The organism is Embleya australiensis, assembly GCF_051903075.1.
Taxonomy (GTDB): Bacteria; Actinomycetota; Actinomycetes; order Streptomycetales; family Streptomycetaceae; genus Embleya.
In genome coordinates, this window is sequence record NZ_CP182422.1 from 2,575,378 (window position 1) to 2,595,035 (window position 19,658).

The following is a 19,658-nucleotide window of genomic DNA, read 5'->3' on the forward strand; positions in this document are numbered from 1 at the left end:
GCACCGCGACATCGCCGTCCGCACTCGACGATGCGGCATGCGGCGGCGGGAAGGCCGGGGACCGGGGCGAGGTGTGGACAACTCGGCGCCTGTGGACAACGACGCGTCACTCACGTGGGTGACCACCCACCCACCCGACCCCCTCCCGCGCAGCCAAGAACTCCGCGCACGCCTCCCGATACCGCACCACCTCCGCCTCCCCAGGCCCCACCACCACCCGATCCGCCACATCCGCCACCCGCGCCCGCAACGCGGCCTCCACCGCCACCACCCGCCGCCCCGCCGCACCCACCGCCGCCCGCCACCCACACCACGCCCCCGAGACCCCCAGCACCAGCCCCACGAACGCCACCCACGCCGCGACCGGCAGCCCGAGCCACCGCGCCACCGGCACCCCCGTCGCCGCCAACCCGACCCCGAGCAGCCCGGCGATCACCGCGACCGTCCCGACCCACCGCGCACCCGCCGCCACCCGCGCCCCCCGAGTCGGCGGCGGCGCCTGTGGCACGGCCCCGACCAGCGCCGCGTCCACCTCGTCCGGCAACACCCGCAACCCCTCGGCCAACACCCGATGCACCCCGCCCACCCACACCGCCGGCATCCCCCGACTCAGCGTCGCCCCGGCCCGCCGGATCGCCTGCTCGGCCCGATGTACCTGCACCGGCTCGACCCGCACCACCGGCCGCCGCGCCCGACGCCACCACGACGCCCGCGCGGTCCGTACCCGCTCCCCCTCGGCCGCCGCCACCACGCCCACCCCGGCCGCATCGCACAACTCGCCCACCAGCGCGTCCCGATCCGCCGCGGCGAACACCTCCACGCCCGGCACCACGCCGGCGAAGTACGGCTCCAGACGCTCGACCAACGCGTCCAGATCCGCGCTCAGCCGAGCCACCGACGCCTCGCCGCTCCCGGAGACCCCGGCCACCACCCGGCGCAGCTCGGCGATCCCGAGGCCGGTCTGCGGCGAGGTCGCCAACACCCGCACCTCGGCGAGCCCGTCGGCCGCGAGCAACGCCCGTACGTCGGTCAGACACGCCGCGAGATCCCCGACGGGCAGCCGGTCCGCGTGGTTGAGCACGACCGTCATGCAGTGCGCGTGGTGCCGGAACACCCGGAGATAGCGGTCGTGCAGGAGCGCGTCGGCGTACTTCTGCGGATCGAGCACCCACACGAGGTAATCCGCGACCGCCACCAACGCGTCCACCTCCGCCCGGTGCGCGAGGTCGATCGAGTCGTGGTCCGGCAGGTCGAGCAGAATCAACCCGGCGGGCATCCCGCCACCGCGCCGAGCGCCCTGCGAGCCGTGGCGGCCGTGCGAGGTCTCCGCCCCGCCACCGTGCCAGGCGTCCAACACCCCGTGCCGCGCCACCCGACACCCCGGCTCGATCCCGAGCAGATCGAGCAACGGCGCCGCCCCGTCGGGATCCCACGCGCACGCGAGCGTGGTCCGCGTGGTCGGCCGACGCACCCCGGTATCCGCGAGGCGCAACCCCGTAAGCACATTGAACAGCGACGACTTCCCCCCACCGGTGGCCCCCGCGAGCGCCACCACGGTGTGCCGCCCGGCCGTGGCGAGCCGCGTCTCGACATGCCCGAGCAGGTCCTCGGCGGCGGCGAGTTCGGCGCCGGGAAGCCGATCCCGGGCCAACCGCACGGCCCGATCCAACGCGACCGACCGCGCCGTCAGCCGCGCCGATTCCTCCGTCTCGCTCACGTGCCGGGCCCGGCGCACGGCGAACCGATCGAGGTACTCCCCGCGCGCCGTCATCGGCCCCGCCGAACCACGCCGGCGGCTCGCCCGACCCGGTGCCCACCCGCCCCGACCGGCGGCCCGCTCGGCGCCCCGGCGCCGCCCCTCACGCGCTCCTCCGCACCAGATCCAGCGCCTCGATCAACCCGACGTCGGCCCGCCCCGGCACCACCGCAACCGCCGCCACCCGCCGGCCCCGTTCCGCGTCAAGCGCCGCCGCGAGCTCGGCGCGCAGGCCCCGACGGACGTCCAGGATCAACCGCGCCGCCGACTCGGCGCCGATCCGGGTCCCGAGCAGCCCCGCCGCGTCGCGCCCGATGCCCGGCTCCATCCCCGGACCGCCCACCGCCGCGATCAGCGCGAGCTGTTCGCCCGCATCGGGCCAGACCACGGGGCCGGGCCGAAGCCGAGGCGGCGCGCCGTACGGCACACACCCCGAGGAACGCTCGGCCCCCCGCGCGAACGCGTCCGCCAGCAGCGCGTCCAGGCCCTCCCGAACCGCTCCCGCCGCCCCGTCCGCGTCCCCCTCATGCCACCGAACGCCCGCCGCCCCGCGCAACAACGAGCCGTCGTCCAGCGCCCGCAACGCCCACCGCGCCGTCGCCGCATAGGCCCGATCCACACAGTCGCGCGTACGCCCCGCCGCCTCGTACTGCCGCTCCACCGCCTGCGCCAACGGCGGCACCCGCCGGTCCAGGCTGTGCAACAGCCCGCCGAGCGTGCGCCGCACCACCGCGGCCCGCGCGTCCGGATCGGCACCGCGCTCGGCGAGCCAGGTACGAATCGGCACCACATTGCGCTCGGGCAGCCCGGCCCCCGGCTCGACCTCGACGACCGGGTACAGCGGTACATCGCCGAGCCCGGCCTGCCGCAACAACCGCACGAAGTCGGCCCGGACCAGGTCCGCCGGCTCCGCCGGCACCCGGTTCAGCACGATCGCAAGCCGCGTGTTCCGATCCCGGGCGAGCCGGAGCAGATGCCACGGCGCGGCGTCCGCGTACCGCGCCGGGGACGTGACGAACACCCACAGGTCGGCGGCGCCGAGCAGACGCACCGCGACCCGGCGGTTGTCGGCGGATACCGAGTCGATGTCGGGCACGTCGAGCAGCGCCAACCCGGGCGGCACCCGCTCGTCCAGACGCAGTTCGATGGCGGTGTCCGCGGCGAACCAGTGCCGGTCCCGGGATCGGCAGACCAGGACCGGCACGCGCGTGGTCGGCCGTACCGAACCGACCGCCGTGAGCGCCCGCCCGACCAGCGCGTTCATCAGCGTGGACCGGCCCACCCCGGTGGAGCCGCCGACCACCGCGAGCAACGGCGCACGCGGCGCCGCAAGGCGCGGCAACACGTAGTCGTCGAGCTGTTCGATCAACTCGCGACGGGCCAGCCGCGCCTGTACGGCACCGGGCAGGTCGAGTGGGAAGCACGTCGCCACGACCCGATCGCGCAGGTCGGCGAGGGCTGCGGACAGGGTGTCGCTTCCCATGATCACCACGGGCGACCAATGCCCGAATTATCCACATTCTCAACGTGCGGCCGGCGCTACCTCACAGGGGTCACCCGGTCGGCATCACGCGGGCCGTCCGCCGGCGTCACGCCGGCGACCCGTCGACATCACAACGGCCCCGCGGTCGGCATCACGCCGGTCCTCCGCCGACACCACACCGGCCACCCGGTCGGCGGCACGCCGCTCACCCGGCCGGCAACACCACGGTCGCCCCGTCGGCGGAGGACCGCTGCGCCGCCTCGATCACCTCGATCACGGTCAGCGCCTCCGACAGCGGCACCGGCGGCCCGCTCTCCTCGCGCACCGCCGCCGCGAACATGGCGTAGTAGTCCTGGTAGGCGCCCGGTTCGGTCTCCACCGGCACGGTGTCCCCGGGCGTACCGAGCCTGCCCCACGCACTCTCCGGCTCGGTCCCCCACCCGGGCATGCCCACCGCCGCACTCTCGCCCCGCAGCAGCTCCTCCTGCGGATCCATCCCGAACTTCACATACGACGCCTTCGACCCGAGCACCCGAAAACGCGGTCCGAGATCGGCCGCCGCCGCGCTCATCCACAGATGCGAGCGCACCCCGCCCTCGTGGGTGAGCGCCACGAAGCTGTCGTCGTCCACGAGCGCCCCGTCCCGCCGCGTGTCCAGCTCGGCGTACACGTGCGTGGGCCGCCCGAACAGCGACACCGCCTGGTCGATCAGGTGGGTGCCGAGGTCGTACAGGATCCCGCCGAGCGCCGCCGGGTCGGCCTGCTCCTTCCAGCCCGAGGTCCGCACCTGCGGCCGCCACCGCTCGAACCGCGACTCGAACCGGTACACCTCGCCGAGCCGCCCCTCCTCGACGAGGCGCCGCACGGTCCGGAAATCACCGTCGAACCGCCGGTTCTGGTACACCCCGAGCCGCCGCTCGCACCGCACCGCCGTCTCGCACAGCGCCCGCCCCTCCGCGAAGGTGCCCGCGAACGGCTTGTCGACGACCACGTGCAACCCGGCCTCCAGCGCCCGGGTGGCCAGCGGCACATGGAACCGGTTCGGCACGGTGATCACCACGAGGTCGAAGTCACCCGCGCGAGCGAACATCTCGTCGGTCGTCCCGATCACCTCGGCCCGCGGATACCGCGCCCGCACCTCGTCCTGCCGAGCCGGATTCCCGGTCACCACGGCGGCGAGTTCCAGCCCCTCGACGGCCGCCAGAACCGGCGCGTGAAAGGCCGAACCCCCCACGCCGTATCCGACAAGTACAGTCCTGATGGGACCCACTGCGCCTCCCGCTGTCCGTTTCGGCCCTTCCCTGATCACATTCTGGCCGCCAACTGCGTCTGATCAGGTAACGGTGACCGCCGGAACGCCGGTGAGGCATGCACACGGCCCTATTCTGTTGTGCCGCGACCGGATCCGGTGCAAGATCCTGATTCGCCCAGCCCTCGTAGCTCAGTGGACAGAGCAGGTGCCTTCTAAGCACTTGGTCGCAGGTTCGAGTCCTGCCGGGGGCACAGCCACGCCACCGCGAGCCGCCCGCACCCCCGGGCGGCATCCGCGCAGGTCACAGCACGTCGAGCACGACCACACGGCAATTCCGACCCACCCTCGAACCACCCGCCGGCACCCGACGGTCACCACCCATTCACGCACGGCAGCCGCCGACTGGACGACAGCGTTTCGCGGGGCAGCCGAGGAGCCACTTCGCATCTTCGGAACACGCCCTCGGGTGGCCGAAACAATCCGCACCGAGGCATGCCGGAATCGAGCGGCCGATGAACGCGGTCCGATAGCCGAAAGTATTCGCGGCCTCACCCAGGTTCTCCCACACCGTCGAGCGGCCGTCACCGCCCGGCCTACGGGCGGCCTGGCGCCGGGTAGGTCCTGAGCAGGCGGCGCACACTCCGCGTCGGCACGCCGAGGAGGGCGGAGACGCGTCGGCGAAGGCCGCGCGGATTCCTTCGCTGTCGAGCCATCGGCCGATGCGTTCGTGCAGTCGGCCGGCCTGATCCGGGGCGAGTCCGGTGTCCGGGACGGGGTCGAGGCGCAGCCGTGGTTCCGGCGGTGTCGTGGTCGGGATCAGATCAGGGCGCGTCCGCGCGATGTCGTCCGGCAGCCCGGCACGGTGAAGCTCCCGGACATGCGCGACCAACCCGGCTCGTCCCGGTCCTCCGGGGGAGTGGCCCAGCCCATGATCGCCCGCGCGACGAGCGGCCGGCGGCTACCCGATCGAAGTCGGGTGGCCGCCCGCGCCGTGTGGCCGTTGCTCAGCGTTCTCGGCGGGCCCCCGCCGAGGGGACTGCCTGGAAGAAGCGTGGGGGCGTGAAGGAGCGGGCCGCGAAGGCCTTCTCGATGGCCGTTGTCACCTCGGCGCAGCGGGTCTCGTCGACCAGGGCGATCGCCGAGCCGCCGAAGCCGCCGCCGACCAGCCTGGCGCCGAGGGCGCCTTCGGCGAGCGCGGTGTCGACCGCCGTGTCCAGTTCGGGGCACGAGATCGTGTAGTCGTCGCGCATCGACGCGTGCGACGCGGTCAACTCGGGGCCGATCGCCCGGACATCGCCGTTGCGCAGGGCCTCGACCACGCGCAGCACGCGCTCGTTCTCGGTGAGTACGTGGCGTACCCGGCGGCGCAGCGGGCCGTCGGGCAGTGCGGCGAGGGCCGCGTCCGGGTCGGTCACCTCGCGCAGCGACGGCACGCCGAGCAGCGCAGCCGCCTCCTCGCACGAGGCGCGGCGCTCCGCGTACCCGCCGTCCACCAGCGCGTGCCGGGCCCGGGTATCGACGACGAGCAGGCGCAGACCCGCGCCCGCGCAGTCGAACGGGACATGAGTGCCCGTCAGGTCGCGGCAGTCCAGGAAGTACGCGTGGCCCTCGACGCAGCCGAGCGAGGCCATCTGGTCCAGCATGCCCACCGGTACGCCGACGAAGTCGGTCTCCACGCGCTGCGCGATCCGGGCCAACTCGACCCGGTCCAGGCCGAGTTCGTACAGGTCGTCGAAGGCGAGCGCGACCGCGCAGGACAGCGCCGCCGACGAGGACAGGCCCGCGCCCACCGGCACGTCGCTGTCGATCCGGATGTCCGCGCCGCCGATGTCGTACCCGGCCGCCCGCATCGCCCACACCACGCCCGCCGGATACGCCGTCCACCCGGACAGCGCGCCGGGCGCCAGGTCGGCGACCGCGAGGTCGACCGATTCGCTCCCGGCGTGCGTGGACGCGAGCCGCAGCCGGCCGTCGGCACGCCGGCCGACGAACGCGCGCGCGGTGTGCGGGATCGCGATCGGCAGCACGAACCCGTTGTTGTAGTCGGTGTGTTCGCCGATCACATTGACCCGGCCCGGGGCCGCCCAGACCCCCTCGGCGACGAACTCGCTCACCGACCGGCCCCACCCTCGCGCAGGAAGGACCACGCGTCCGCCACGATGTCCTCCAGGGAGGTGCGCGTGGGCCGCCAGCCGAGCAGTTCGCGCGCCCGGTCGGCGGAGGCGACCAGTACCGGCGGATCGCCCGCCCGGCGCGGCGCCTCGTGCGTGGGCACCGCGCAGCCGGTGACCACCCGTACCGCGTCCACCACGTCGCGGACCGAGAAGCCGGTCCCGTTCCCGAGGTTGCACACCAGGTGCCCGCTCGCCGCGCCGCCCTCGGCGGTGGCGTCCAGCGCGAGCAGGTGCGCGTCGGCCAGGTCGGCGACGTGGATGTAGTCGCGTACGCAAGTCCCGTCGGGCGTCGGGTAGTCGGTGCCGAACAGCGCGACCGAGCCGCGGGTGCCGTGCGGTACCTGGAGCGCCAGCGGGATCAGGTGGGTCTCGGTCGTGTGCCGCTCCCCGTAACGCCCGTACGCGCCCGCCACGTTGAAGTAGCGCAGGCTCACCGCGCGCAGGCCGTAGGCGGCGCAATACGACGCGATCAGCTGATCCACCGCCGCCTTCGAGGCGCCGTAGGGGTTCGTCGGCGCACTCGGCGCGTCCTCGGGGATCGGCGACACCTCCGGGGCGCCGTAGACCGCCGCGGTGGAGGAGAACACGAAGCGGTCGACCCCGTGCGTGCGCAGCGCGTCGAGCAGCGCGAGCGAGCCGCCGACGTTGTTGTGCCAGTACTTCCCCGGGTGCGTGACCGACTCGCCGACCAGGGACGAGGCGGCGAAGTGCAGCACCGCGTCGAAGGAGGCGTCGAGGTGCCCGGCGGCGTCCTGGACCCGGCCCCGGACGAACTCCGCCTTCTCCGGCACCGCGTCGCGATGCCCCGTGGACAGGTCGTCGAGCACCACCACGTCGTGCCCGGCCTCGACCAGGTGGGCGGCGACCACACTGCCCACGTAGCCCGCGCCACCGGTGACCATGAGCCTCATTCGCCGACCTCCCGCAGTCGTGCCGCCGCCGTCTCCGGCGGTACGTCGCTGATGAACACGCCCATCCCCGATTCGCTTCCGGCAAGGTACTTCAGCTTGCCCGGCGCCCGGCGGATCGAGAAAAGCTCCAGGTGCAGCGCGAAGTCGACCCGCCCGGAGCGCACCGGCGCCTGCTGCCACGCGGCGATGTACGGCGCGGGCTCGCCGTCGAAGAGGCGGTCGAAGCGGCGCAGCAGGTCCAGGTACATCCCGCCGAACGCGGCGCGCGCGTCCTCGTCCAGGGCGAGCAGGTCGGGCACGCGCCGGTTCGGGTACAGGTGCACCTCGTACGGCCAGCGCGCGGCGGCCGGGACGAACGCCGTCCAGTGCGCGTTCTCCGCGACGATCCGGGCCCCGTCGGCGCGCTCGGCGGCGACCACGTCCTCGAACAGGTTGCGGCCGGTGCGGTGCCGGTGCGCGGCGGTGGAGGCGATCATGGCGGCCGTACGAGGGGTGACGAACGGGTAGGCGTAGATCTGTCCGTGCGAGTGCGGCAGCGTGACGCCGATCTCCCGGCCCCGGTTCTCGAAGCAGTACACCTGCTCCACGCCGGGCAGCGCGGACAACTCGGCGGTGCGGTCGGTCCACGCGTCGAGCACCAGGCGGGCCCGCTCGGGGGTGAGGTCCTTGAACGAGGCGTCGTGCTCGGGGGTGAAGCACATCACCTCGCAGCGCCCGCCCGACGGCCGGCGCGGGAACGGGCCGTCGGCCCACCCCGGCGCGAGCGGTTCGCGCTCGGCGCCGCCGCCGGACATCGACGGGAAGCGGTTCTCGAAGACCACGACCTCGTAGTCGGCCTCGGGCACCTCGGTGGCCCGCTCGGGCGTGGACGGACACAGCGGGCACGCGTCGGCGGCGGGCAGGTGGGTCCGGGTCTGCCGGTGCGAGGCGACCACGACCCACTCGTCGAGGAGTCGGTCGTAGCGCATCTCGGAGCCGCTGACCACGGGGGCGAGGTCGCGCGTATCGACGGCGGCGCGCACTCCCTCGTCCCGCGTGTCGTAGTAGACGATCTCGCGACCGTCGGCCAGGACGGCCTGCGTCTTCTTCATGTCTTCATTTTGCGAAGCTTTCCAAATCTTGTCAATTAGAAAGCTTTGGCAGGCTTGATGCTTGCCGATAGCCGGTCGAACCCGCCCTCACCTGCGGTTTGACAAGTTTCGGAAGGTGTCCGCAAGATGCTGCCCATGCCTGACGACGACACCGACGGTCTGCCCGCCGAAGGCCGCCGCGCCCGGATGGCCGCCACGATCGCGGATCGCGGCTTCGCCAAGGTCACCGACCTGGCCGAGGCGTTCGGCATCTCGCGCGTCACGGTCCGGGCCGATCTGGAGGTACTGGAGCGCCAGGGTCGGGTACGCCGGGTGCGCGGCGGGGCGATGTTCACCGGGCGCGATCCGCGCGTCGAGCCGTCCTTCGAGGAGGCGCTGACCTCGGCCTCGCCCGCGAAGACGCTGATCGGACGGGCGGCGGCGGCGCTGGTGTCGCCGTCGGAGAGCGTGGTCCTGGACGTGGGCACCACCACCACCTTCGTGGCGCGCGCCCTGGTGGACCGCGAGGACCTGCGCGACCTAGTCGTCTTCACCAACGGGCTGACCATCGCGCTGGAGTTGGAGCGGGCGATCCCGCGATTCTCCGTCGTGGTCACCGGCGGCACGCTGCGACCGCTCCAGCACTCGCTGATCAACCCGCTCGGCGACCACATCCTGGAGCGGATCCACGCCGACACGGTCTTCCTCGGCTGCAACGGCGTGCACCCGACGGGCGGCATCACCAATGTGAACCTGCCCGAGGCCGAGGCGAAACGTGCGATGTTGCGGGCGGCGGGGCGCCGGGTCGTGGTCGCCGACGGCTCGAAGCTGGGCCGGACCGAACTCGCCGAGGTGTGCCCGCTGGCGGACATCGACCTGCTGATCACGAGCGGGCCGGCGGACCCGGACGCGCTCGACGCGTTGCGGGATGCGGGGCTGGAGATCTTGGTGGCGGAGTAGGGGGCGGTGCAGCCGTCGCCGAGGAACTCCGCCTGGCCACGCCCGACTTCGCGCTTGGTCGTCGCCCGCGCGGCGGCGAGACCGTGAGCGGCACGGTCGGTCGTCGCCCACACGGCGCCGGGGCCGCGAGCGGCAAGGCACCCTCGGTGCCGGGCTGGTCGGCCCTCGCCCGCACGACGCTGGGGCCGCGAACGGACGCTCCGCCCTCGCCCGCGCGGCCGATGTGTCGTCCGTGCGGCCGTCGCCGAAGTGAGTATCTGTACGGATGTTCGGCCCGACCCCGCCACCTAGCGTGAGCCGCATGACCTACATGCCTCCCACCCCCGACGGTGGCGAGCACGGATTCGCTCGCGCGATCACGTTCGTCGGCGGCCTGTTCGTATTCGTCGTGGTCGCGATGACCGACCTGTTCGTGCTGCTCGGACTGGGCGGCGGCACCGAATCCTGCGGCGACCAGGCCTGCCGCGACTGGTACGACACCAGGCTGCCCTGGGTCTTCGGCATGTTCGTACTGTCCTTCATCGTCGCCTTCCTCGCCCTGGTCCTCCCACCCCACCCCCGCCGCCGCTACGCGGTGGGAATCCCGGTGGCCCTGCTGGCCATCACCCTCCAGGCCACCGGCTTCCTCCTATGCCAAAACGGCCCGGCCGCCTGACGATCCCCAGACCGACCCGGCCCACCCGCCGGCCTCGACGGGATCAGGGCGAGACGTGCGGCAAGGCTGCGGTCGTGGCTCTTGGTACGGGGTGTACCCGATCGGGCATGGGCGGGCAAAAGCTGCGCGTGAGGCGGGGGTTCGCGGGCTTTGTGGGGGGCGGTCGGCGGTTCGTCCGGCGTAGCCTGGCGGCGGATCGACAGCACTGGCAGGCCATCCTCCGCCGCACGACACACCGCTGCCGGGGGCCTGCCCGACAGCCAGGTGGGTGACGCCGTGTCCGACGATCACGAACTCAGCATTGGGCAACGCGTGAAGGCGCTGCGCAAGGAGCGTGGCATCGACCGTCGCGAGATGGCCGCCGCACTCGACCGCTCGCCCGAGTGGATGCGCAGCGTGGAGGACGGGCGACGACAGCTCGACCGGTTCAGCACGATCCTGACCATCGCCGACCTGCTCGGTGTTTCGCTGCTCGACCTGGTGGGCGCTCCGGCTCGACCCACGCTCGCCGACGAGCGCCCGCGCGGTCTCGATGCCGTGCCGAACCTGCGTCGGGCCCTGCTCCGCCACCAGCTCGGCCAGGTGACCGGCACGCCGCGCGCGCTCGCGGACATCCACATGGACACGCTCACCGCGCATCGATACCGGGCGAGCGCCCGGTTCGGCGAGTTGGGGCTGCTGCTGCCGGGGCTCGTCGACGACGCGTCCAGGGCCGCATGCGGGCTCGACGGCGACGACCGACGGCAGGCACACGAACTCCTGTCGGGCGCCCTGACCGACGCGGCGATGATGACGAAGAAACTCGGCCACATCGACCTCGCCACCGTCTGCGCGCGACAGGCCGCCGACGCCGCGGCCGATGCCGACAACCCGCTGCTGTCGCTCGCCGCCGCGTGGACGCAGGCCGAGGTGTGCATGTCGGCGGGTGCCACGACCGAGGCGAACGGCATCGTCGACTCCGCCCTCGATCGCCTCGACGGCATGCTCGGCGACGACGACATGGCCGCGTGGTCCCTGTGGGGCACGATGCACCTGGTCGCGGCGGTCGGCGCGGCGCAGTGGTGCCGGCGCCGCGATGCCGAGGCCCACCTGTCCGAGGCCCGCCGCGCCGCCGCCCGCACCGGCGAGCGCGACGACTACCAAACCGCCTTCGGCCCGGCCAACACCGCCATCCTGGCCGTCTCGGCTCGCCTCGAGCTCGGCGACGGACGAGCGGCGTTGGCCGAGACGCGCGGCGTGGACACGTCCCGCCTACCCAAGGAACGACGCGCCCGTCGGCAGATCGACATCGCCCGCGCCCACGCCCAGGACGCCGACGACGAGTCGAGCATGCGCGCCCTCCTGGAAGCCGACCGCATCGCCCCGGAATACGTACACGCCCACCCCCTGGTCCGCGACATGGTCACCACGGCCCACCGCCGCAACTACCTCACCTCCCGCGAACCCCTCCACCGCATGAGCCGCCGCATCGGCCTCTGACCGAGCGGGATTTGCCCAGGATTGACGGGCCCGGTACGTCACGTACCCGGCCCGTCGGCATGCCCGCGACATCCTGGTGAGACCACCACTCGGAGGCCGAAGAGGCAGGTGAGCCGCATGAGCGAGGAAACGACCCTGGACGACATCGTGCGCGTCGGACCCAGCGGTGACGAGCGGGTGCCGGTGCGGATACACGTCCCCGGGCGCCGTCTGCCCGACATCACCGATGCCGAAGCAGCCGCGCTGTACCGCCAACTCGGCGCCCACCTGATCCGACGCGGCCGAAGCCCGATCAGGCCGGACAGCGGCTGATCGTCCCCTCTGCGGCTCGACGTGATGTCCGCGCCGAGCCGCATCACCGGTCCCGCAGCCACCCGTTGCCGGTCCGGGGTCGGGCGGGACGAGGACGTCCGGGGTTCGAGGAGGTCTCCCCCGAGCCGTCCCGACGGCGGCGTCGTTCTCGTTCCGCACCGGCCACCTCTGTCCACCTATCTCACGGAGCCTCTTGTGTCCGAAGCCGAGTCGGCCGCTGCGGTCGTCACTCTTCCCGCCTGGTCGGTCACCCTCGAACGTGTCGGGGGGCCCAGGCCCTGGCGGTTCGATGTGTTCTCCTCCGACAACCACGCCTGCGACGGGCAGCCCGACCGGGCCGCCTGTCACCTCGCCGATGCCGACGTGTCCGCTCTTGCCGCGACTGTGCTGCACCCGCCGCGCGCGGAGGAGCCGGCTTGGGGGCGGGCTCGGCTGGTGCGGGACGGGTTCGGCTTGTTGCTGCGGTTGTTGGTCGCGCCGGTCGAGGGCGAGGCCGGGCTGGTCGTACATGTTCAGGAGCATCACCGTGCCGGGCTGCTGGAGGACATCGGGCGGGTGCGGCCCGATCTGATCCCGACCGCGACACCGCCCGAGCCGCGACTGTGCCTCGACACCCTCCCGGACACCGGGCTCACCCTCGACCAAGCCACCCAACTGCACGAACGCATCGGCCGATGGCTCGACAGCGAGGGAATCCGCGCGGCCTTCGCCGACCGCCTCCTCCGCCGACGCGTCTTCGCCCTCACGGCCGGCGGCCGGCCCCATGGGTGACGGCCCCGAACCGTGTGGGCGTCCGGCTGCCGAAGTCGATGTGGGCGAGGCCCGCGACCGCTTGACCCGGGCACTCCGCATCCGCGCCGCCCATCGCGGTGTTCAGGACCGCCTCGAACCCCGCACCGACGCACACGGTCTCGCCCGGGAGCTATACGAGGAAGCCGACACCCGCGTATCCCACGCCCTCCACACGGCATGGCAGGCCGGCATCACCGACATCGAACTCGCCCACCTCCTCGGCGTGCCGACGCGCAGCGTGCGCCGACTGCTCAGGGCCTATCAGGCAACGGGCCGCCCGGACGCCGGCCGGTGACGACACATCGGCGGCCTGGAGGGCTTCGGCCACGAAGTGCGAGGTACCGGTGTCCACGTTGCCGATTGCCAGGTAGTCGGCCGGCGTGAAATCGGCGGGAAGCGGTCTCACGCGCGGGCCTGCGAACCAAGTGGGGCGCCCGGGTGGATCGGGCGGGCAGGGCGACCCCGGACAGGGCGTGGCGGGCCGGGGGTGCCGTCGCCTCACGGTCTCCCGGCCCCGGACCGGCAGGGCCGCCGGCGCGTTGGCGGCGCCGGATCATCCGTTTTCCGCCGGGTCTGGACCGAACGGTTGCCCGCGCGGCCCGCCCCCTTCCCCCGCCGCGTACCGTGACGGCATGAGCAACCTCGATACCCGACCGACTCTGACCACGTGCGGTGGCCGGGCCGACGTGTCGGGTGAACCCGTGCGCGAGCTGTTGAAGTCGCGCGATGTACTGCTGGGCGAGAGCCACATGGTCCGTCGCCTGCTGCCGAGCCTGGGTCGGCGGATGATCGGCGCCTGGTGCTTCGTGGACCACTACGGGCCCGACGACATCGCCGACCAGCCCGGCATGCAGGTGCCGCCGCACCCGCACCTGGGCCTGCAGACGGTGAGCTGGCTGCGCGAGGGCACCGTGCTGCACCGGGACAGCCTGGGCAGTCTGGCCACCGTACGGCCCGGCGAATTGGGGCTGATGACGTCCGGGCGGGCCATCTCGCACTCCGAGGAGTCGCCGAGGGAGCACGCCCGGCTGCTGCACGGGGCACAGCTGTGGGTCGCGCTGCCGGACGCGCACCGCCACGTGGACCCGAGCTTCGAGCACCACACCGAACTCCCGCAGGCCACCGGCGGCGGCCTGACCGCCACGGTGATCATGGGCACGCTGGACGGCGCGACCTCGCCGGGCACCGCCTACACCCCGCTGGTCGGCGCGGATCTGACGCTGGCGCCGGGCACGGACGTACGGCCGCCGCTGGAGCCGGACTTCGAGTACGCGGTGATGTCGATGTCGGGCGAGGCCGAGGTGGACGGCGTACCGCTGACGCCCGGCGGGCTGCTGTACCTCGGCTGCGGGCGCAGCTCGTTGGCCATCCGCTCCACGAACGGCGCGGACCTGATGCTGCTCGGCGGCGAGCCGTTCGCCGAGGAGATCGTGATGTGGTGGAACTTCGTGGCGCGCACCAGTGAGGAGATCGCGACGGCGCGCACCGCCTGGGAGAACGGCTCGGACTTCGGCACCGTCACCGGCTACGCGGCGCCCCGGATGCACGCACCGGAGCTGCCGTCCGTACCGCTGCGGGCCCGGGGACGCGTGCGCTAGCGGTATCGATCACGACCGGCCCGCCCACGGTGCACCGCACCGAGGGCCGGCCGTACGCCGACCGGGCCGGCTCTCGGCCCGGTCGGCAACGGCGCCACTCAGCGAATACCCGCCGCTGTCCGCCGCGCCGCCTCCACGATCTCGTCCAGGTGGCCGCCGTGCGCCCCGTGCCAGTACACCCGGTCGCAGGCCCGGCACCGGGCGAACGCGTCCACCTTGTCCAGCGTGCCCGCCTCGACCTCGGACTCGACCTCCTCGCGGGTGGCCGCACGCAGCTCGCCGTTGCACGCCGTACAGCGGGTCCAGGGCGCGAGCGGCAGCGCGAACCGGCGGAGCAGGTCGTCGAGTTGGGCGTCGGCGCGGATCCCGTACACGTACGCCCCGAACCACAGGTTCTTGCGCCGCAGCAGCCCGCGGTCCTGGGTGAGCAGCACCCGGCGTTCGGCGTTGGCCTGGATCACCAGGGTCGGGTCGTCGCAGTCGTTGTGGTACGCGGTGTCGATCCCGACCAGCCGCATCCGGCGGGCCAGCGCGCCCAGGTGCACGTCGAGCAGGAAGCGCAGTGCCTCGTCGGCGAATTCCGGAATCGCCTGCGGGCGCCGGATCGGCAGCACGTCGACCACCTCACCGCCCACCGGTCGATATCCCCACGCCACCTCACGGCCGTCCACGAGCAGTCCGCCCACCTCGGGCAGCGGCGGGCCGACCGATTCGACCAGGTGTCCGAGCGTCGAATCCCCGTCGGCGGGGGCGGTCACCGGCAGTCCGCGCAGGCGCGGCGGCAGGAACTGTTGCAACTCGGCGGGGATCTGAAGCAGCACGTCCGATCGGTTCACCGGCCAAGCATCGCACCGCCGACACCCACCGCGCCCGTGGTTTCCGAGCACCCCCGCGACCTCCACCACCCCCACCACCTCCGACGAGCGCCGGGGAATACCGAGGTCACCCGCATTGGGCCGAGCGGGCATCGGGTCGTGGAATAACCGGGTGCCCATCCGCATTGAAGCACCCGTCGGGACAGACTTCGAAAACTCCGGGAGGCGTCCATGGCTCGCAGTGAGCTTCGTCCGATCGTGAAGCTTCGGTCCACAGCCGGGACCGGATTCACCTACGTGACCCGAAAGAACCGGCGCAACGATCCGGACCGGATGACGCTGCGCAAGTACGACCCGGCCGCCGGAAAGCACGTGCTGTTCCGCGAAGAGCGATAAGCAGCCGGAAGCGCCCGGATTTCGGGCCGAAATCGAAAGGGCCACCTGCTCGTATCGAGCAGGTGGCCCTTCGATCGCCCCATTCGACCGCCCCTACGCAGGCAACTCGTCCGCGTCGTCCCCCACCAGGTCGTGCCACCAGCCGAGCTCGCGCAGCACCGCCATCCCACGCGGCCCGGACGCGGCGAGGCCGGACACGAGCGCCTTGCGCAGCTGATTCCGCTCGAAATCGTCGGCGTCCCCCAGCAGCGCGAGCAGTTCGCTGGCCGGCGTGCGGGGCGCGGTCGAACCGGCAGACGCACCAGGCGCACCAGATGTATCGCACACACCAGGCGTACCATCGACGCCCCACACCATTCCCCGATCGTCCAGGTGGTCCACCACGGCCTTGATCTGGTCGGGAAATCGAGTCAACCAGTAGGCGATCAACGCCTCCGGCCCCTCCCGAATCAGCCCCCGGTGAAACTCCATCCGCATCAGGGTCAGCCGCTGCCGCTCCTTTTCCAGCGAAATCGCCGCCCGCGCCCGGTCCAACTCTTCGCGAACATCGGCCGATATCGGCTCCACCCGCAGGAACGCCCCCACCGATCGATAGCCGAGCCCGTATTCCGCGAGCACGATCGTGTCCGACAACGCGACATCGACCGCGTCCTGCAATCGCGCCTCATCCACATCGGCCGCACCATCCGCACCGCCCCCACCCGCCAGCGCCCCGCGAATCCGCTTCTCCACATCGCGATACACGAACGCCCCGGCATCCACCGCCCGATGCCGGGCGACCGCCCTCGGATCGTGCACCCACCAACGCAGCTGTACCTCGACCCGGCCGGCCCGTTCCCCCGCCGCGCCGACCCGCACCTCGAACGTACGCACCTCGGCGAACTCGCGGACGGTGACCCACCACAGCTCCGCCGCCCCGGGTATCTCCGCGAAGGTCGGCGCCGCCCCCGCGCTCGTCGGCATCGCAAGCACCCGGCGCACCCGCCGCCCACGCCGGCCCAGGCGATACCGGAGGTAGGCACCCAAGCGCGATCCGCCGACGGGGCAGACCAGGGACACCGGTTCGTCGATCATGCGCCGGTACCCCCGTTCGGCCCGAGGATCGGCTCCTCGAACGCCCGGATCGCCGGTTCGAGCACCCCGATGTCGATCACCTCGCCGTTCGGCAACCCCTCGTAGGCGAGCCGGGTCAAATCGAAGGCGAGTCGTTCCAGCCCGTGGTCGCGCCCCGGACCGAACAGCCGCGTCAGGCCCTCCCGCAGCGCCGAGGCGCGGGTCGGATCACCCGCACCGGCCCCGAGCAGTCGGGTGAACAACCGGGCCACAACGGCATATCCGTCCCGATCCGTGACCGCGTTCCGGACCACCGCCAGGAACCGGTCGTCGGCCGGCGACCCGCCCGCCCCCTCGTCGAGCACGAGGTGCGCGGCCAACTCGGCCGCGGCGGCGGCCTCTTCCCAGTCCTCCACCCGCTCCAGGACCGATTCGGCGCGGATGCCCTCCCGACACAGCGCCGCGATGCCGTCCCGGGCCGCCTCGGCCACCGCACGGTCCCCGGTTCGGGCCAGGCGCAGCAGACCGGTCAGGGTCGGGCCGGGATAGACCGAGGCGAGGCCGGGGTAGGCGCGGGCGGCCATCAGGCGCAGCCCCGGGTGGGTGGTGTCCCGGCTCCACGTCTCCACCAGGTGCCGTACCTGGGTCGCCACCACCGCGTCCTGGGCCGCCGCCTTCAGGGCCGACACCGCCATCGTGCGCCGGGCGCCGATTCGGGCCCAGCGGTGGATCGGAGCCAGCGGCCGATGCCCCCGACCCCCGGCCATGAAAGCGCCCGCGGCCCGGGCCGCGACCCGGTGGACGTCGGCCGGCTGCCGGGGGGTGGCGGCCAACCACTCGACCAGCGGGTCGCGCAGGTCGGGGTAGGCGTCCCAGACGTGCTCGCGGACCGACACCGCCCAGCGCGGCCGGTTGAAGCGCACCACGTCCAGCCGGTAGCGGGCCCCGTCCCGGGTGGCGTCGGCGGCGACCGCGGTCGCGTCGATCAGGTCCAGGCGCGCGGACCGGGCCTGCGGCGGCCACCCGTCGGCCGACGCGGCGGCCGAGGTCGGCAGATGCTCGGCCAGCATCGCGCGCAGCGCCGCGGCCCGCTCGGCGACGATGCCGTAGTCGTGCCCCTCGAACACCGCGGCGGCGATCATCAACGCCCAGTCGGCACAGGCCGGATGGGCCCGCAACCAGGCGGCCACCGCCACGTGCTCACGATCGCGCAGCGCGTTCAGCACCTGGGTCCTGGTGAACCTGCCGTCGGCGAAACCGGCCAGTTCGGCGGCGATCCTCGCGGCCCGGGCGGGCCGGCCGCCGTCGGCGCGCACCAGTTCGGCGATGTCCTCGTCCACCAGGTCCAGATGCCGGCGCTCCCAGCCCGGCCCCAGGCGGTCGGTGAGGTGGCTGTGCAGCACCTGGACCGGATCGGGTCGGGCACACGGTACGTGCCAGGGCGCCCAGACGCCGAGCATCGGTGCGCCGACGACCGCCGTGGCGACCAGGACGCTGCCGCGTTCGACCAGGCGGCGGCGCAGCAGTTCCAGGTCGTCGCGGGTGTAGCCGGCGAGCGCGTCGGCGCCGATGGAGTCGACCACATAGCCCCGGCCGCGCTGGATCCGACGGGTGGTCAGGTCTTCCTCGGGGTCGAGCGCGATCACGCTCTCCACGTGCTGATCCTGCATCAGGTGCAGGGCCAGCGTGCGTTTTCCGGACCGGGCCTCGCCGGTGAGCAGGATCAGCTGCCGGGACATCATGCCCTGGGCGCGCAGATAGCCCTTGGGCGGCACGAACGTACGCCGGACCAGGTCGCTCTCCTCCGCCCAGATCGGTCCCTCGCGGGCCTGGCGCGGCCGGTGCGGCGCGGCGGGGGGCGAGCCCGCGCCGAAGTGGTGCCGGCCGGTCCCGTCGAGGGTGACGATCACCGTCGCGGCCGACTCGGCAGGACCGAACTCCTCGTCGGGCCAAGCCTCGTCGGACCACGCCCCGCCGACCGCCCCGGGGTCGGCCGCCGACGCCGGCCTGCGGGCCCCGCCGCCGGGTCCGCCCGGTGCGTCGACGCCCTCGGGGGCGAACGGACCAGGCGAGTCGACCGGATCGCGCGCGTCGAACGGATCGAGCGAGTCGACCGGGTCGAGCGGTCGCTCCTCGCGGTGGGTCATCTCAGACACCCCGGCCCGGGGCGGCGACGTGCGGATCGTCGTCCGGGTCCCGGTCGTCGCGGGCCGAACGCGGGGCCTCTACGGGCGCGGGCGCGCGCCGGTGGTGGTCGAGCGGCTCGGCGTCCACGGCGGACGACGACCGGATCGGCGGGAGGTCGGACACGGATTCCCCCTTCGGTGAGTGTGTGACCACGCTGGGTTCGTCGGGTCCACCGTGCCGCAGCCGTGGCGTTCTTGCGGGCTCCGTTCGAATTCGGGACGACGGTTCGTGACATCACGACTGAGCAATTCGCCATCTTCGCTGACGAATCGCCACCGGCGCGGAAGCGTCGCCCGTCACCGCCGGCCACCGCCGAATCGCACCCGGTTGCCGAGCCCGCGACCCGGGCGGGTCTAGGCTCGCTCGTATGGTGATCACCATCGATCCGGCCTCGTCCGTCGCACCGTTCGAGCAGATTCGGGGGCAACTCGCCGATCAGGCCCGGGCCGGCACGCTGCCCGCCGGCACCAGACTGCCGACCGTACGCGGCTTGGCCGGCGATCTCGGCCTGGCGCCCAACACGGTCGCGCGCGCCTACCGCGAGCTGGAGGCGGACGGCGTGATCGAGACCCGGGGCCGCTCGGGCAGCTTCGTCGCCGCGGTCGGGGACAGCGCACACCGGGCGGCGAGCGAGGCCGCGCTCGAATACGCCCACCGCGCACACCGACTCGGCCTGACCCGCGACGAGGCGATCCGCACCGCACTGGCCGCGGTCGAGGCGGCCTATCCAAGCTAGGCATGTCCTCGCTCCCCCGCCGAGGCTCC

Annotated in this window: 19 protein-coding genes and 1 tRNA gene; 10 read left to right on the forward strand and 10 right to left on the reverse strand. The window is 73.1% G+C overall.

The window, feature by feature from the left end; all coding sequences use genetic code 11:
• Positions 1-106: 106 nt before the first annotated feature.
• The 3 genes from ACMXN5_RS10785 to ACMXN5_RS10795 all read right to left on the reverse strand — a co-directional run bounded on the left by ACMXN5_RS10785 (position 107) and on the right by ACMXN5_RS10795 (position 4,509).
• Positions 107-1,771 (reverse strand): GTPase, encoded by a 1,665-nt coding sequence (locus ACMXN5_RS10785; RefSeq protein WP_439675042.1) that lies wholly within the window; start codon positions 1,769-1,771, stop codon positions 107-109.
• An 88-nt stretch (positions 1,772-1,859) separates the two neighbouring features.
• Positions 1,860-3,239: a GTPase domain-containing protein gene (locus ACMXN5_RS10790; protein WP_439675043.1), complete on the reverse strand. Its 1,380-nt coding sequence runs from the start codon at positions 3,237-3,239 to the stop codon at positions 1,860-1,862.
• A gap of 205 nt (positions 3,240-3,444) precedes the next feature.
• Complete coding sequence (locus tag ACMXN5_RS10795; protein WP_439675044.1) at positions 3,445-4,509, reverse strand: Gfo/Idh/MocA family oxidoreductase; 1,065 nt, start codon at positions 4,507-4,509, stop codon at positions 3,445-3,447.
• A 160-nt stretch (positions 4,510-4,669) separates the two neighbouring features.
• Here ACMXN5_RS10795 and ACMXN5_RS10800 point away from each other — a divergent pair.
• Positions 4,670-4,742 (forward strand) — tRNA-Arg (locus tag ACMXN5_RS10800).
• A gap of 753 nt (positions 4,743-5,495) precedes the next feature.
• On the opposite strand, the gene galK is transcribed toward ACMXN5_RS10800, so the two are convergent.
• From galK to galT, 3 genes are read right to left on the reverse strand one after another with little or no spacing between them, the layout of a single operon-like run.
• On the reverse strand, positions 5,496-6,605 hold the full coding sequence (gene galK / locus ACMXN5_RS10805; RefSeq protein WP_439675045.1) for a galactokinase: 1,110 nt from the start codon (positions 6,603-6,605) through the stop codon (positions 5,496-5,498).
• Entirely contained in the window at positions 6,602-7,567 is a 966-nt protein-coding gene (galE, locus tag ACMXN5_RS10810) for a UDP-glucose 4-epimerase GalE (protein WP_439677986.1), read from the reverse strand. Before galE ends, galK begins: the two co-directional genes overlap by 4 nt.
• A gap of 5 nt (positions 7,568-7,572) precedes the next feature.
• A complete protein-coding gene (galT, locus tag ACMXN5_RS10815; protein WP_439675046.1) occupies positions 7,573-8,667 on the reverse strand; it encodes a galactose-1-phosphate uridylyltransferase in 1,095 nt (364 codons plus the stop codon).
• Positions 8,668-8,802: 135 nt separating this feature from the next.
• Between galT and ACMXN5_RS10820 the strand changes: the two genes are divergently transcribed.
• The 7 genes from ACMXN5_RS10820 (at position 8,803) to ACMXN5_RS10850 (ending at position 14,442) form a co-directional block, all read left to right on the forward strand.
• Positions 8,803-9,606, forward strand: coding sequence for a DeoR/GlpR family DNA-binding transcription regulator (locus ACMXN5_RS10820; RefSeq protein ID WP_380002879.1), 804 nt, complete (start codon positions 8,803-8,805; stop codon positions 9,604-9,606).
• Between the two features lie 301 nt (positions 9,607-9,907).
• Positions 9,908-10,261: a hypothetical protein gene (locus ACMXN5_RS10825; RefSeq protein ID WP_439675047.1), complete on the forward strand. Its 354-nt coding sequence runs from the start codon at positions 9,908-9,910 to the stop codon at positions 10,259-10,261.
• Between the two features lie 276 nt (positions 10,262-10,537).
• A complete protein-coding gene (locus tag ACMXN5_RS10830; protein WP_439675048.1) occupies positions 10,538-11,740 on the forward strand; it encodes a helix-turn-helix domain-containing protein in 1,203 nt (400 codons plus the stop codon).
• 117 nt (positions 11,741-11,857) lie between these two features.
• Entirely contained in the window at positions 11,858-12,052 is a 195-nt protein-coding gene (locus ACMXN5_RS10835; protein WP_439675049.1) for a hypothetical protein, read from the forward strand.
• A gap of 195 nt (positions 12,053-12,247) precedes the next feature.
• Entirely contained in the window at positions 12,248-12,823 is a 576-nt protein-coding gene (locus ACMXN5_RS10840) for a hypothetical protein (protein WP_439675050.1), read from the forward strand.
• 61 nt (positions 12,824-12,884) lie between these two features.
• The gene (locus ACMXN5_RS10845; RefSeq protein ID WP_439675051.1) at positions 12,885-13,139 is read left to right on the forward strand and encodes a hypothetical protein; all 255 of its coding nucleotides are present in this window, start codon (positions 12,885-12,887) and stop codon (positions 13,137-13,139) included.
• A gap of 337 nt (positions 13,140-13,476) precedes the next feature.
• Entirely contained in the window at positions 13,477-14,442 is a 966-nt protein-coding gene (locus ACMXN5_RS10850) for a pirin family protein (RefSeq protein WP_439675052.1), read from the forward strand.
• Positions 14,443-14,540: 98 nt separating this feature from the next.
• Here ACMXN5_RS10850 and ACMXN5_RS10855 read toward each other — a convergent pair whose 3' ends face one another.
• On the reverse strand, positions 14,541-15,278 hold the full coding sequence (locus ACMXN5_RS10855) for a Mut7-C RNAse domain-containing protein (protein ID WP_439675053.1): 738 nt from the start codon (positions 15,276-15,278) through the stop codon (positions 14,541-14,543).
• A gap of 210 nt (positions 15,279-15,488) precedes the next feature.
• Here ACMXN5_RS10855 and rpmG point away from each other — a divergent pair, with 210 nt between their 5' ends.
• Positions 15,489-15,653 (forward strand): 50S ribosomal protein L33, encoded by a 165-nt coding sequence (gene rpmG / locus ACMXN5_RS10860; RefSeq protein WP_078977190.1) that lies wholly within the window; start codon positions 15,489-15,491, stop codon positions 15,651-15,653.
• 93 nt (positions 15,654-15,746) lie between these two features.
• Here rpmG and ACMXN5_RS10865 read toward each other — a convergent pair whose 3' ends face one another.
• From ACMXN5_RS10865 to ACMXN5_RS10875, 3 genes are read right to left on the reverse strand one after another with little or no spacing between them, the layout of a single operon-like run.
• On the reverse strand, positions 15,747-16,727 hold the full coding sequence (locus ACMXN5_RS10865; RefSeq protein WP_439675054.1) for a hypothetical protein: 981 nt from the start codon (positions 16,725-16,727) through the stop codon (positions 15,747-15,749).
• On the reverse strand, positions 16,724-18,853 hold the full coding sequence (locus ACMXN5_RS10870) for a hypothetical protein (protein ID WP_439675055.1): 2,130 nt from the start codon (positions 18,851-18,853) through the stop codon (positions 16,724-16,726). The genes ACMXN5_RS10865 and ACMXN5_RS10870 overlap by 4 nt, the downstream gene beginning before the upstream one ends.
• A gap of 1 nt (position 18,854) precedes the next feature.
• The gene (locus ACMXN5_RS10875; protein ID WP_439675056.1) at positions 18,855-19,016 is read right to left on the reverse strand and encodes a hypothetical protein; all 162 of its coding nucleotides are present in this window, start codon (positions 19,014-19,016) and stop codon (positions 18,855-18,857) included.
• Between the two features lie 244 nt (positions 19,017-19,260).
• On the opposite strand from ACMXN5_RS10875, the gene ACMXN5_RS10880 reads away from it, so the two are divergent.
• Entirely contained in the window at positions 19,261-19,629 is a 369-nt protein-coding gene (locus ACMXN5_RS10880; protein ID WP_439675057.1) for a GntR family transcriptional regulator, read from the forward strand.
• Positions 19,630-19,658: the final 29 nt, after the last annotated feature.